Source organism: Methylobacterium sp. P5_C11 (assembly GCF_054049775.1).
The window spans coordinates 1-13,397 of sequence record NZ_JBFULS010000026.1; the positions used below are offsets into that span (position 1 = coordinate 1).

Genomic DNA, 13,397 nt, shown 5'->3' on the forward strand with positions numbered 1-13,397 from the left:
GAAATGGCGTCGGTCGTCTTAATCGGCGGCGACGTATACGTATCGGTACTTTTTCTGACTTGGTTTGCGGCCGGTCGCACCGACGGCATTGAGACGCTCGCGCTTCGGGTCGTCTCTCCCCGGGTCAGGTGGCCGATGGTGCTGGCGAAAGGCCGGTCGCTCAACACCTGACGGGGGTGGAGGCAGACGACGGCGCCTGAGCCTCGATCAACGGCTGGCTCCAATCCTGACACCGAGCGCCCCCGTTCCCGGACGTGCGACCGCGGATCTCCACCGCGCTCCGGTCGTGCACAGAGATGCGCGATCGGTCGTCAGCTGGTGCGATCGGGGGCCGATACCGGGTGGTCAGGTCACGGGCTCGAAACCCGAGTCGATCCCAGATCTGCGCGCAGCTTGAGTCCCACGATCCGGTTGCGCCGGGCCATTTCGAGGAGTGATTCGGCCGTTCTGGCATCGCCACGGGCGCGAAGCGCGTGGGCCGCCGACGCCATCTGGGTGGCCACGGTATCCGCCCAAGCGGCGGCGCGCGGTTCGTACGAGGAGAGAAGCATTCCGGCCATGGCTGTCACGATGCGAGGGCTCACACGGATCCTCCGGGTGACAGGTTAACGACATCTTAAGAGCCGCAGAGCGTCGCCCGCCACCGTCTCGCCCTCCCTCCATCATTTCCGGATGGGCAGCCGGCCGACCAACCATCCGGCCTCGTTCCGGACGAGCAGGGTCCAGGGCGGCCCCCGGCGGCACGCGGTGATCTCCTCGACCATCTCGGCGATGACGCTGCGCGCCTCGATCAGGGCTTCCTCGAGTCCCGAGGCCTCGACGCCTTCCCAATCTCGGATCGTCTCTTCGGCGCTTGCGATCTCAAAGTAAAAACGAGCCGCCAAGGCTCTCTCCTCGGTAAGAGGTCGATGCTGGTTCGGTGCTATTGTCCGGAGCCCGCGATACAAATGTTTATTGATGACGAAATAGAAATGTCAGTTGGCAATTGTGGTAGTTTGCTTGGACGATGCCCGGACAGATCCGTTCCGGCGGCCTGACGTAAGCCATTCGGAGAGGCCTCGGGGGCGCCCCTCTGATCGGAGGAGGGTGCGGGGCGGGCGGCCCTGTTCCGCCAGCCTCCGCCCGGCTTTCACGGCGCTGGACCGGATCCCGTGTGCCGGTCCTGGCGTGGGGGCGTCGACAGGGCTGTGCCCGAACAGGGGTCGTCGCCCGTGCCGCTGAAACGAGAGGGACCGCACCGGCTCGGCTGAACGGATCATTTGATCGCACGGCCTTACGACTTTCGGCGAACCTGACAGGTCCGGCTCCGCGTGCGAGCAGAGGGGGCGGTCGCAGTATGGATCGTGATGGGCGCGGTCGGTCCAAGATGCATCACTGGGTGATCAACGGCCGCTTCCTCTCTCAACCCCTCACGGGCGTGCAGCGCTACGCGCGCGAGATCGTGTGCACCCTCGATCGGATGCTGGCGGAGGGACATCCCGGGACGGAGAGGCTTCGTCTCGAACTGCTGATGCCGCCGGATGCCCGGGACACCCTCGACCTGCGCGCCATCTCCACCCGGACGGTGGGCCGCCGGACCGGCCATCTCTGGGAGCAGATCGATCTGCCGCGCCACGTACCGCACGGCCTGCTCAGCCTCGGGAATACCGGCCCCCTGGCGATCCGGCGGCAGATCCTGTGCCTCCACGACGTCAACACGCGCATCGTGCCCGAGAGCTACGCGCCGGCCTTCCGCCTGCTGTACCGGACGCTCGTGCCGGCCCTGTGTCGGCGCGTCGCCGCGCTGACGACGGTCTCACATTTCTCCGCGCAGATGATCGGTCATTACGGGATGCGGCCCGCCGCGCGGATCGCAGTCGTCCCCGACGGGCACGAGCACGTCGAAGCCTGGACCCGGCCGCAGGCCTCGGCGGCGCGAGACGGCGCTGATCGGAACACGATCGTGCTTCTGGGCTCTCAGGCGCGCCACAAGAACACGGCCCTCATCCTGGGCCTCGCCGACGCGCTCGCCGAGGACGGACTGTCGATCGCCGTGGTCGGGCAGGCCGTGCCCGGCATCTTCGGTGCGGTCGACGGCCGGCAACACGGGAATGTGCGCTGGCTCGGCAGGATCGACGACGCCGCGCTCGCCGCGCTCCTCAAGGACGCGCTCTGTCTGGCTTTCCCTTCGCTGACCGAAGGGTTCGGGCTACCGCCGCTCGAAGCGATGGTGCTCGGGTGCCCGGTGGTCGTCGCCAACACCGGCAGCCTTCCGGAGATCTGCGGGCCGGCCGCCCTCTACGCCGATCCGAACGAACCCCGGGAATGGCTCGCCGCGTTCCGGCGGCTGCGCGCCGATGCGGCCCTGCGCCGACACCTCTCCGGGGCCGGTCAGGAGCGCGTCAAGGCCTTCCGGTGGTCCGACTCGGCAGTCCGCTACCTCGACCTCATGGCCGTCGTGGACCGGATGCCGGCCGGCGTGGCTGCCCCGGAGACGCGGCCGACCTCGACGGCCCGGCTCAGTCCAGGTCCGGAGGGGCGCTGAGCCGCTCGCGGTTGAGGGCTCTCACATCCTCGAACGCCTGCAGGATCGCCCGATCGAAGCGCTCCACCGAGAAGCGCGCGGCGCTGGTCGCACAGAACTCCGGCAGGATCCGTCCCCGGCACGCGTCGAAGTGCTCCACCGCCGCGATGATCGCAGCCTCGGATTGCTCCCGGAACAGGAGGCCGGTCGGCCGCTCGCTGCTTCCGAGGGTGCGGACGATGTCGTTCGCGCCCCCGCGCTCGAAGGCGATGAGGGGCGTGCCACAGGCCTGGGCCTCGGCCATCGTGATCCCGAAATCCTCGCACCCGGCGAAGACCATCGCCTGCGCTTCGGCCATGACCCGAACGAACTGCTTCCGGGGCAGATGCCCTGCGAACGTGACGTTGGGGCCGGCGAGGGCACGCAGCGCCGCCAGGTCCGGCCCCTCGCCCACCACGACGAGGCGGCGCGACGGCATCGCGTTGAAGGCCCGCACGACCAGGTCGACGCGCTTGTAGGGCACCAGGAAGGAAGCCGTGACGAAGTAGTCATCCTTCGCTTCGACGAACGGGATGTCGTCGGTCGGGACCGGCGGATGCACGACCCGCGCATCGCGCCCGTAGATCCGGCGGATGCGGGATTGCACGTAGCGCGAGTTGGCGAGCATCAGGTCCGGGCCATGCGCGGTGCGCGTATCCCAGGTCCGCAACCCGTGGAGCATGTAGCGGATCGGAAGTCCGAGCGGACCGTAGCCGAGCTTCGCCTGCCCCAGATAGGAGAACTGCTCGTCCCAGGCATACCGGGCCGGGCTGTGGACGTAGCAGAGATGCGGCTGCTCCGGCCGTGTCAGGACACCGCGGGCGAACGCCGCCGAGGAGCTGACGACGACGTCGTAGGCCGTGACGTCGAACTGCTCGATCAGGAACGGGCAGGCGAAGAACAGGGCGCGGTAATAGCGCTCGATCCCCGGCAGCCCGTTCGCGACCGACGTGTGGAACGTCAGATCGGGGAAATGCTCGTTCTTCACGGCATCCGGCAGGAAATCGAACAGCGTGTAGACATTCCTGACATTCAGAAGTCCGGCGAGCCGGGCGGCGACGCGCTCGCCGCCGCGGAAGGCCGGACACCAATCGTGCACGAGGGCGACCTTCGCGGAGCCCGCGTCGTCGATCGGCAGCGGGACGCCGCGCACCGCCGCGACGGGCGGCTCGGCGACGGGCGGCTCGGCGACGGGCGGCTCCGCGATCAGGGGCTGGCGGGCCATGGGCGGTGTGAGAGCGTTTAACAGCTGAATTCTCCGGTTCTCACCGATTTCGACCGTGCATCCGCAGACCACATCTGACCGTGCACGATGAGAGCAGCGACAGAATAGCTGTTTGAACGACGTTGTCCGCCGCACACAGGCGGTAACACTGGATCTTCGGCATCCGCCCATTGTGCGCGCCGGAGGGTGGGCCGGCCTTCGGCGCGCTCGCAGGACGTACCGGAGGGGCGGGGCATCATCCGAAAGGAGGCGGACCGGCCCCTATCCGCCGCCGGTAGTGTCGCCGTGGGATTTCCGGAGGCCCTGGGCGCACATGCGACTCGTAGTGGTGATACCGACGGTCGGGCGCATCGGCGCGGTCGAGAGGCTGCTCGCACATCTCGAGTCGCAGAGCCGCCTGCCCGACGCGGTCATGATCTCAAGTCCGGATGCGAGCCATATCGGCACGGTCGAGGCGCGATCCTTTCCGGTCACGAGCGTCTACGGAAAACGCGGCCTGTGCGCGCAGCGCAATCAGGCGCTCGATCGGTGTCAGGAAAATTTCGACCTCATCACCTTCTTCGACGATGATTTCATTCCCGCCGACGACTATCTCGAGCGCGTCGAAGAACAGTTCGAGGAGAACGCCGATTTCGCCGTCGCCATGGGCAACGTCGTCAAGGATGGCGCGTGCAGCGCCGGCTTCAGCTTCGATGAAGGACTGGCGGAGCTTCGGGCCACGCGCGCGGCCGGGCCGGCGAAGGTGAAGGACCACTTCGGCGCCTACGGGTGCAACATGACGATACGGACCGCGCTGATCGGAACCTTGCGGTTCGACGAACGGCTGCCGCTCTATGGCTGGCAGGAAGACACCGATTTCACGAGCCAGCTTCGCCGCTACGGGCGCGTCGTCTCCGTCACGACGATCCTCGGTGTTCATTTGGGCGTGAAGGCAGGCCGCGTGAGCGGCTACCGCCTCGGCTACTCGCAGGTGGCCAACCCCTTCTACCTCGTCCGCAAGGGAACAATGCCGCTGCCCTACGCGCTCCGGCTCGTCGCCCGCAACGTGACGGCCAACGTCATCCGGAGCCTGTGGCCCGAAGCCTATATCGACCGGCGCGGACGCCTGCGTGGCAACGTCCTCGGTACCGCCCACCTGCTGCTTGGCCGGCTGAGGCCGGAGGCCATCCTTGAGCTTTGAGACCATCTGGAGATCGAGCATGGCCCGGCGGGATCGACATGGGCCAGGTCCGACGGACCTGGAGCGCACCACGACCCTCGGAGGGATCCCGGCCGGCATGGCCCCGGTCTCGGCACGCCCGCGTTCGACATTGCGCGGCCGGCTCCGCCGCCTGATGCCCGTCTGCCTTCTCGGCCTCGCCTGCGTGGGCGTCCCGGCCGATGCCGCGGAGTATCGGCTTGGACCTCAGGACAAGGTGCGGCTGCGTGTCTACGAATGGCGCGCCACGCAGGACCAGTTGTTCGAGTGGGAAGCCCTGGGCGAGGAATTCACCGTCGGAGCCGACGGCGCCATGCTGCTGCCCGTGGCCGGCTCCGTCGTCGCTGCCGGGCGGACGCCGGCGGAACTGGCCGACGTGATCGCCGACCGGCTCCAACGCCGGCTCGGCCTCGCGGAGAAGCCCGACACCTCGCTCAACGTGACGCAGTTCCGGCCGTTCTACATCGTCGGACAGGTCGACAAGCCTGGGGAATACCCATTCCGGCCGGATCTGACGGTCCTGCAGGCGCTGACGATCGGTGGCGGCCTCATGCGCGTCGCGGACGCCGGTCTTCTGCGCCTCGAACGCGATGCCATCACCGCGCAGGGCGAGATGTCCGTTCTCATGAACGAGCGCGACGGGCTGCTCGTGCGCCAGGCGCGGCTCGAAGCCGAGCGCAAGGGGCTCGAGACCTTCGAGGTGCCGCCCTTCCTCAAGGGACAGGAGAGCAAACCCGGCATCGGCCTGATCGTCACCCAGGAGACGCAGATCTTTCGCGTCCGCTGGGAGTCCTTCAAGGAGCAGACGCGCGCCCTCGAGCAGCTGAAGGTCTTCTTCGCGAAGGAAATCGAGTCCATCGAGGGCCAGCTCGTCACGCAGGATACCCAGACGAAACTGTTCCAGAAGGAGCTTCAGAGCGTCGCCATCCTGGTCGAGAAGGGTCTCACGGCGGCGCCGCGCCAGCTGGCGCTGGAGCGGAACGTCGCGCAACTCGAAGGCGACCGGCTACGTCTCGACGCGACGCGCCTGAAGGCGCAGCAAGAGATCGGTCGCGCCAGCATCTCGATCCTGGAGCTGCGCAACAAGCGCATCGATGAGATCGTGACCGACGGGCGGAAGACCGCGGCGCGCCTGGAGGAAATCAACCGCCGCCTCGAGACGACGCAGCGCCTGATCCGCGAGGCTGAAGTGACCGCCCCGCGGTTTCTCGCCGAACGTGCCCGGGCCGCCGCATCGAGCCCGGTCTACACGATCATCCGGGTGATCGACGGCAAGTCCACCGTGATGCCGGCCGCCGAGGACATGCTCGTCGAGCCGGGCGATACCGTGAAGGTCGAGATGCCGAGCCTCACTCTCTCGCCGGCCGGGGACGTCCACACCTCGTCGACCGGTGCGGGCGCCGCGCGGAGCGAGACCGGCGCGTCGTTCCGCCTGCCGACCAGTGTCACGGCCCAGAATCCCTGACTGAACGGGTCCGCGAAGCGGCAGGGACGGGTCGTCCGGAGGTGGGCGCAGATGCCGATTGCCGCATGGGACACCGCAGCTCGCAGTCCCGCAGTCACACGGCCCGCAGCCCGACGCCGTCGGCTGCGGGCTCGGGACTGGCGAAGGCGGTGGGCTCGTGCATCGGAGGCACGGCCATGACCGGCCATCGCGAAGCGGCGAAGGCGGTCGCCGCAGCGGCCCGATCGGCCCTGCCCGCGCCTCCCGACGTCCGCTCGCTCCCGGGGATCGTCGCACCGAAACCGATGCCGTCCTCCATCGTCCGTTCGACGCCTGAGCGATTCGGGTCAGGGCGATCGTTCCGATGATCGTGCCACGCAGGAAGCGGCGCAGGGTCGCGGCACAGATCCAGCGCCACAACCGCGGTCGGCGCGGAAATTTACGTACGAAATCAGTCCTCATGGCCAGCAGCCCTGCGCCGTGCGACGCGCCTGTTGCCTTTTTGCCCCAATGCCGCCTCTGCATCTTCTAGAAAAAGAAATACTCTGATATCAAATATTTAGATGACGGATGGCGCCGCCAAAAGCGGCCCCGCTCGCCGGAAAGACCATCCGGTGGGAAGTCTTTCGGAAACCGGGCCTTTTCGAAGCGCCCCACTTTGCCCGACAAGACAACGAACACTTCGAACTATTTACTTTAAATCTACTTCCCGAGTCTATTATTCTCCCAACCCACCCCAAGAGCGAACGCAGTTGAAAATATTCACCCCACTACGCTGTACGTACGTAGTCGATGAAAATTGTATTGGCGCAAATTTCCGGCCTGTTAATGGCAGATAGGGTATTTACAGACGATTTTAGCGAAGTTAGCATTGTATCAGCGATCAACAGCAGGCGTTCCAGGGCGGCGGATGCGGCCGCATTTCTCCGCCGCAAGGTCGTGAGTGCGCCCATGAGTAGACAGGTCCACGCTGATGCTGGGCTTCCTTCAAGAGGAGGGAATGACTAATGGCCAGTCTTGGTACTCGGCGCGAGCTCATCATCGGTGAGCAGAGCACGGCCGAAAGCCACCGTGGCTTCGCGGGTGAGGGTGGAGATCCAGCCGCCGTCGAGCCGCGGGACAAGTCCCGGACACACGCCAATCTCACCGTCATCATCGATCGGCGGCAGCTTGTCGGTCGGTGCCTCGCCTCGTCGCTCAGCGCCGCCGACAAGCACGGCTCGTTCGAGGTCTTCCCGGACATCAAAGCCTGGAAGCGGCAGATGCCCCACGCCACCGCCAGCGTGGTCGTCCTTTGCCGGCCCGATGGGAATCTCACCGAGGACGAGTGGAATGAGACGACGCGCGAGCTGGCGTCTCTCCAGGGCGACGGCAGCGTGCCCCCCGTCGCGATGATCTCCGACGGCGAGAACCTCGATCAGATCGTGCGCATCATCAAGCTCGGAATCAAAGGCTACATTCCGACGACGACCTCGGTCGATATCGCCCTTCAGGCTCTGCAGCTCGTCCAAGCGGGCGGCGTCTACATCCCGGCCGAGTGCCTCTTGCCGCTCCTGRCCAATATCAAGGTCGACGAGCCGGTCGAGACCGCCAACGACGAGATCTTCTCGCCGCGCCAGCTCTGCGTCGCCCGCGCGCTCCGGAAGGGTACGCCCAACAAGATCATCGCGTACGAACTCAACATGTGCGAGAGCACCGTCAAGGTTCACGTCCGCAATATCATGAAAAAGCTGCGCGCTAAGAACCGGACTGAGGTCGCGTATCTGACAAACAAATACTTCCTCCGCGAGGATTCCGACCAGGCGAGCATCAAGGTCCCCGCCGCCTGATCGGTCCGGCCTGTCTTCCGGTGCCGCGACGGGCTCCGAGATCCGGGCGGTCATCCGCCGAGCCGTCGGGGACCGGCAATCGCCGGATCGCGCGCGTCGGGATGCGCGATCCCTTTGCGCCCGCGACGCCGCGAAGGCCGCGCCTGGCATGTCATAGCCCCCTTCCGGCGTCGCTTCAGGCAGGCTGCCCCTTGGCCGCCCACCTGAAGGACACTGGCGCCGGAGGCTGTCGCCGCAGGAAGCCGGTCGTCGAGCCGATATTCGGGCGGACGCAGCAGGCCGGTCGCTTTCGACGGTTGACGATGCGCGGTCTCGATCACGTCCGGGCGGCGTGGGCGTTGATCTGAACCGCCCACAATCTTCGGGTGCTGACGCAGGCCGGCAATTGCGCTCGCCAAGCGCAGCCTCCGCTCTCGCCCATCCAACCGGGGGGGGCGAACCCGCTCCCCGGACGGGCTGGTGCCGGCTCGGGACGGACTCTCCGCATCGTCAGCTTCCGAGCCGTCGCGTGCGGTCATGGAAGCCGTGCGGGCTCCAGACGCGGAACGGTTGCTCCGCAAACCCATTGCGCGCAAGGCCTCCGGCTTGATCGGCCGCCCGATCCGCGCCCATGTCAGAGCCCCGACGACGGGCTTCGGATGCGCCGTCCCTGAGGGTTCGAGCCGTTATCGCTGGCGCCGAAGGCACCCATGGAGCGCCAGATCGGTATGGAGATCGACGACCTCCGTCTTGGTCATCCGACCTTCGGGCCTGTACCACGTGCAGGCGCTGGTGAGCATGCCGAGGATCGCGTAGCCGGCAACCCGCGTGTCGCGGATCTCGAAGTCTCCCGCGGCGACGCCGAGGTCGAGCAGCGCGACCAATCTGTCTTCGTAGGCCCTGCGCATCGCGACGATCGCCGTGTAATGCTCGGGATCGAGGGATCGCAGTTCGAAGTTCGCGATGAAGACGTCCTGCTTCTTCTCCACATGATAGGTGACATGGTGGGCCACGAAGGCGCGAAGCCGGCTCGCCGGTTCCTCGGCGGCGGTCGCCAGCGCCGCATCGGTCTGCACCAGCAGGGTCTCCATGTGGTCGCGGATGATGTCGAACAGCAGATCCTGCTTGCTGCGGATGTGATTGTAGAGCGAGGCGGCCTGGATCCCGACCTCGGCCGCCAGCGCGCGCAGGGTCATCGCCTCATACCCGTGGCGATAGATGAGCCGAAGCCCGGCCTGGCGGATGGCCGCAGCCGTGCGAGGTCCATTCGATCCGGCGGTGCGACCCACGGAGACACTCCGAAGACGGTATAGCGCACGCCAAACACGACAGAATGTGCACTCCGGCATCGGCTATAGGTTAACGAACGACCGTTCGTAAATCGTCTTGCCAGTCCGGCGAATCGAACGTACGTTCGTTTATAACGAGGCGCGCGGCCGATACGCAGGTGAGGAAACGAGCCATGCCCAGCGGCCTCGGCGATTTCGACTTCGGCCTGGGTGAGACCGCCGACGCCCTGCGGGCCGCGGTCGAGCGCTTCGCCCGCGCCGAGATCGCCCCCCGGGCGGCTGCGATCGACGCGACCAACACCTTTCCCGCGGATCTCTGGCGCAAGTTCGGCGCGCTCGGCGTGCTCGGCATCACGGTCGAGGAGGCCTATGGCGGTGCCGGCCTCGGCTACCTCGAGCACGCGGTGGCGATGGAGGAGATCAGCCGTGCCTCGGCCTCGGTCGGGCTCTCCTACGGCGCGCATTCCAACCTGTGCGTGAATCAGATCCGTCGCAACGGCAGCGAAGACCAGAAGCGGCGCTACCTGCCGCGGCTGATCACGGGGGAGCATGTCGGCGCGCTCGCCATGTCGGAGCCGGGCTCCGGCAGCGACGTCGTCTCCATGCGCCTGCGGGCCGAGAGGCGCGGCGACCGCTACGTCCTGAACGGCACCAAGATGTGGATCACCAACGGCCCCGATGCCGACGTGCTGGTGGTCTACGCCAAGACGGACCCCGGAGCCGGCCCGCGGGGCATCACGGCGTTCCTGATCGAGAAGGGATTTTCCGGATTCTTCACCGCGCAGAAGCTCGACAAGCTCGGGATGCGCGGCTCCAACACCTGCGAATTGGTCTTCCGGGATTGCGAAGTGCCGGAGGAGAACGTGCTGGGCACCGTCGGGCGCGGCGTCAACGTGCTGATGTCGGGCCTCGACTACGAGCGCGCCGTGCTGGCGGCGGGGCCGCTCGGCATCATGCGCGCCTGCCTCGACGTCGTCCTGCCCTATGTCCACGAGCGCCGGCAGTTCGGAGAGCCGATCGGCGCGTTCCAGCTGATGCAGGGCAAGATCGCCGACATGTACACGGCGACGAACGCCGCCCGGGCCTATGTCTACGCCGTGGCGCGGGCCTGCGACCGCGGGCAGGCGACGCGGAAGGATGCCGCCGGCGCGATCCTGTTCGCGGCCGAGCGGGCGACCGCCGTGGCGCTCGAGGCGATCCAGGCGCTCGGCGGCAACGGCTACATCAACGACTATCCGACCGGCCGGCTGCTGCGCGACGCCAAGCTCTACGAGATCGGCGCCGGGACGAGCGAGATCCGGCGCATGCTGATCGGCCGCGAGCTGTTCGCCGAGACGGACTGAGGGGAGGCTACGATGTTCGCACGTCGCGCCCTTGAGCCCACGACGCCCCCCTCCCCCCGCACGAGGGGCGATGGGTTCTCTGCGGCCATCGTCGGTGCAGCGGGCGATGCGTGAATCCGGTCGGAACGGGGGACGGGCGCCATGCCGATGATCGAATCCGCGCTCGATCCGCGTACCCCCGAGGCCCGCGCCAATGCCGAGGCCATGCGCGCCCTGGTGGCGGACTTGCGCGAGACCGCCGACCGCGTCCGCCTCGGCGGCGGCGAGGCCGCGCGGGAGAGGCATCGCGCCCGCGGCAAGCTCCTGCCCCGTGACCGGATCCGCGCGCTGATCGACCCGTTCTCGCCCTTCCTGGAAGTGGGCCAACTCGCCGCGCACGGCCTCTACGGCGGCGAGGTCCCCTCGGCCGGGATCGTCGCCGGCATCGGGCGCGTCGCGGGGCGCGAGTGCATGATCGTCGCCAACGACGCGACCGTGAAGGGCGGCACCTATTTCCCGATGACGGTGCAGAAGCACCTCCGCGCGCAGGAGATCGCGCAGCAGAACCGGCTGCCCTGCCTCTACCTGGTCGACAGCGGCGGCGCCTACCTGCCCAACCAGGACGAGGTCTTTCCGGGACGCGACCATTTCGGGCGCATCTTCTACAACCAAGCCACCCTATCGGCGCAGGGGATCGCCCAGATCGCCGTGGTGATGGGCTCCTGCACCGCGGGCGGCGCCTACGTGCCGGCGATGTGCGACGAGTCGATCATCGTCCGTGGCCAGGGGACGATCTTCCTCGGCGGGCCGCCGCTGGTGAAGGCCGCCACCGGCGAGGTGGTCAGCGCCGAGGAACTCGGGGGTGCCGACGTGCACAGCCGGACCTCGGGCGTGACCGATCACATCGCGGAGACCGACGCCCACGCCCTCGGCATCGCCCGCCGGATCGTGGCCGGCCTGAACGCGGTGAAGCGGCCCGCCCTCGCGCTGCGGCGCCCCGAGCCGCCGCGCTACGCCGCCGAGGAGATCTACGCGGCGGTGCCGGCCGACCGCCGGACCCCCTACGACGTGCGCGAGGTCATCGCCCGGCTCGTGGACGGCAGCGACTTCGACGAGTTCAAGCGGCTCTACGGGCAGACCCTGGTCTGCGGCTTCGCCCATGTCTGGGGCTACCCGGTCGGGATCGTGGCCAACAACGGCATCCTGTTCGCGGAGAGCGCGCAGAAGGGCGCGCACTTCATCGAACTCTGCGCCCAGCGCGGCGTGCCCCTGGTGTTCCTCCAGAACATCACCGGCTTCATGGTCGGCCGGCGCTACGAGGCAGGCGGTATCGCCAAGGACGGGGCCAAGATGGTCACCGCCGTCGCCACCGCGGCGGTGCCGAAATTCACCGTCCTGATCGGCGGCAGCTTCGGGGCCGGCAATTACGGCATGTGCGGACGGGCCTACGGGCCGCGCTTCCTCTGGATGTGGCCGAACGCCCGGATCGGCGTGATGGGCGGCGAGCAGGCCGCCTCGGTCCTGGCCACGGTCCGGCGCGACGGCATCGAGGGCCGCGGCGGCACGTGGTCGGCGGCGGAGGAGGAGGCCTTCAAGGCGCCGATCCGGGAGCAATACGAGCAGCAGGGCCACCCCTACTACTCGAGCGCCCGGCTCTGGGACGACGGGGTGATCGACCCCGCCGACACGCGCCGCGTCCTGGCGCTCGGGCTCTCGGCGAGCCTCAACGCGCCGATCCCCGAGACCCGCTTCGGCCTGTTTCGGATGTAGGAGGCGCGGGATGAGCAGCACCTTGCTGGAGGCGGTCGACGACGACGGGGTCGCCACCCTGACGCTCAACCGTCCGGACCAGCACAACGCCTTCGACGATGCCTTGATCGCCGCGCTGACCGCATCCCTGCACCGGCTGGGCGCCGATCCCGGAATCCGGGCGGTGGTCCTGGCGGGTGCCGGCCCCAGCTTCTCGGCGGGGGCGGACCTCGCGTGGATGCGCCGGATCGCCGGCCAGTCCTTGGACAGCAACCGCGCGGACGCCGCGGGCCTTGCAGGTCTGATGCACAGCCTCGACCGGCTGCCGAAGCCGACCCTGGCCCTCGTGCAGGGGGCGGCCTATGGCGGCGGCGTCGGGCTCGTGGCCTGCTGCGACGTCGCCATCGCCGCCGAGGGGGCGCGCTTCTGCCTGAGCGAGGTGCGGCTCGGCCTGATCCCGGCGACGATCGGCCCCTACGTGGTCAACGCGATCGGCCCCCGCTGGGCCAGGCGCCTGTTCCAGACTGCGGAGGTCTTCTCCGCCGAACGCGCCCGGGCGATCGGCCTCGTGCACGAGGTGGTGCCGGACGACCGGCTGGGGGCGGCCGGCGCGGAGGTGCTGCGCAACATCCTTCAGGGCGCCCCGGGCGCGCAGGCCGAAGCCAAGGACCTCGTCTTCCTGTGCGAGGGGCGGCCGGTGGACCCCGACCTGGGGCGCGAGACGGGGCGGCGCATCGCGCAGCGCCGGGCCTCCGACGAGGGGCAGGCGGGCATGGCCGCCTTCCTCGACAAGCGCCCGCCCCCGTGGCGGCGGGATTGA

The 13,397-nt window shown here is 68.1% G+C and carries 11 protein-coding genes; 7 read left to right on the plus strand and 4 right to left on the minus strand.

Annotated elements, in window-relative coordinates; all coding sequences use genetic code 11:
* Positions 1–662 precede the first annotated feature (662 nt).
* Positions 663–884, minus strand: coding sequence for a DUF6894 family protein (locus ACXJKQ_RS15325; protein ID WP_457106591.1), 222 nt, complete (start codon positions 882–884; stop codon positions 663–665).
* A gap of 452 nt (positions 885–1,336) precedes the next feature.
* On the opposite strand from ACXJKQ_RS15325, the gene ACXJKQ_RS15330 reads away from it, so the two are divergent.
* The gene (locus tag ACXJKQ_RS15330; protein WP_457106592.1) at positions 1,337–2,524 is read left to right on the plus strand and encodes a glycosyltransferase family 4 protein; all 1,188 of its coding nucleotides are present in this window, start codon (positions 1,337–1,339) and stop codon (positions 2,522–2,524) included.
* Here ACXJKQ_RS15330 and ACXJKQ_RS15335 read toward each other — a convergent pair.
* Entirely contained in the window at positions 2,499–3,767 is a 1,269-nt protein-coding gene (locus ACXJKQ_RS15335) for a glycosyltransferase (RefSeq protein WP_457106593.1), read from the minus strand. The genes ACXJKQ_RS15330 and ACXJKQ_RS15335 overlap by 26 nt on opposite strands.
* Before the next feature lie 313 nt (positions 3,768–4,080).
* Between ACXJKQ_RS15335 and ACXJKQ_RS15340 the strand changes: the two genes are divergently transcribed.
* Positions 4,081–4,947, plus strand: coding sequence for a glycosyltransferase family 2 protein (locus tag ACXJKQ_RS15340; RefSeq protein WP_457106594.1), 867 nt, complete (start codon positions 4,081–4,083; stop codon positions 4,945–4,947).
* Between the two features lie 19 nt (positions 4,948–4,966).
* Positions 4,967–6,430, plus strand: a complete 1,464-nt coding sequence (locus ACXJKQ_RS15345; protein ID WP_457106595.1) for a polysaccharide biosynthesis/export family protein — start codon at positions 4,967–4,969, stop codon at positions 6,428–6,430.
* Between the two features lie 94 nt (positions 6,431–6,524).
* Here ACXJKQ_RS15345 and ACXJKQ_RS15350 read toward each other — a convergent pair whose 3' ends face one another.
* The gene (locus ACXJKQ_RS15350; protein WP_457106596.1) at positions 6,525–6,728 is read right to left on the minus strand and encodes a hypothetical protein; all 204 of its coding nucleotides are present in this window, start codon (positions 6,726–6,728) and stop codon (positions 6,525–6,527) included.
* A 688-nt stretch (positions 6,729–7,416) separates the two neighbouring features.
* Here ACXJKQ_RS15350 and ACXJKQ_RS15355 point away from each other — a divergent pair.
* Positions 7,417–8,238 (plus strand): LuxR C-terminal-related transcriptional regulator, encoded by an 822-nt coding sequence (locus ACXJKQ_RS15355; protein WP_457106597.1) that lies wholly within the window; start codon positions 7,417–7,419, stop codon positions 8,236–8,238.
* A gap of 665 nt (positions 8,239–8,903) precedes the next feature.
* Here the strand turns inward: ACXJKQ_RS15355 and ACXJKQ_RS15360 are convergent.
* Positions 8,904–9,506: a TetR family transcriptional regulator gene (locus ACXJKQ_RS15360; protein WP_457106598.1), complete on the minus strand. Its 603-nt coding sequence runs from the start codon at positions 9,504–9,506 to the stop codon at positions 8,904–8,906.
* Positions 9,507–9,679: 173 nt separating this feature from the next.
* Here ACXJKQ_RS15360 and ACXJKQ_RS15365 point away from each other — a divergent pair, with 173 nt between their 5' ends.
* From ACXJKQ_RS15365 to ACXJKQ_RS15375, 3 genes are all read left to right on the plus strand, one after another.
* Positions 9,680–10,849 carry an isovaleryl-CoA dehydrogenase gene (locus tag ACXJKQ_RS15365; RefSeq protein ID WP_457106599.1) on the plus strand — a complete coding sequence of 390 codons (1,170 nt, stop codon included), beginning with the start codon at positions 9,680–9,682 and terminating at the stop codon, positions 10,847–10,849.
* 147 nt (positions 10,850–10,996) lie between these two features.
* Complete coding sequence (locus ACXJKQ_RS15370) at positions 10,997–12,598, plus strand: carboxyl transferase domain-containing protein (protein ID WP_457106652.1); 1,602 nt, start codon at positions 10,997–10,999, stop codon at positions 12,596–12,598.
* A 10-nt stretch (positions 12,599–12,608) separates the two neighbouring features.
* Positions 12,609–13,397 (plus strand): enoyl-CoA hydratase/isomerase family protein, encoded by a 789-nt coding sequence (locus ACXJKQ_RS15375; RefSeq protein WP_457106600.1) that lies wholly within the window; start codon positions 12,609–12,611, stop codon positions 13,395–13,397.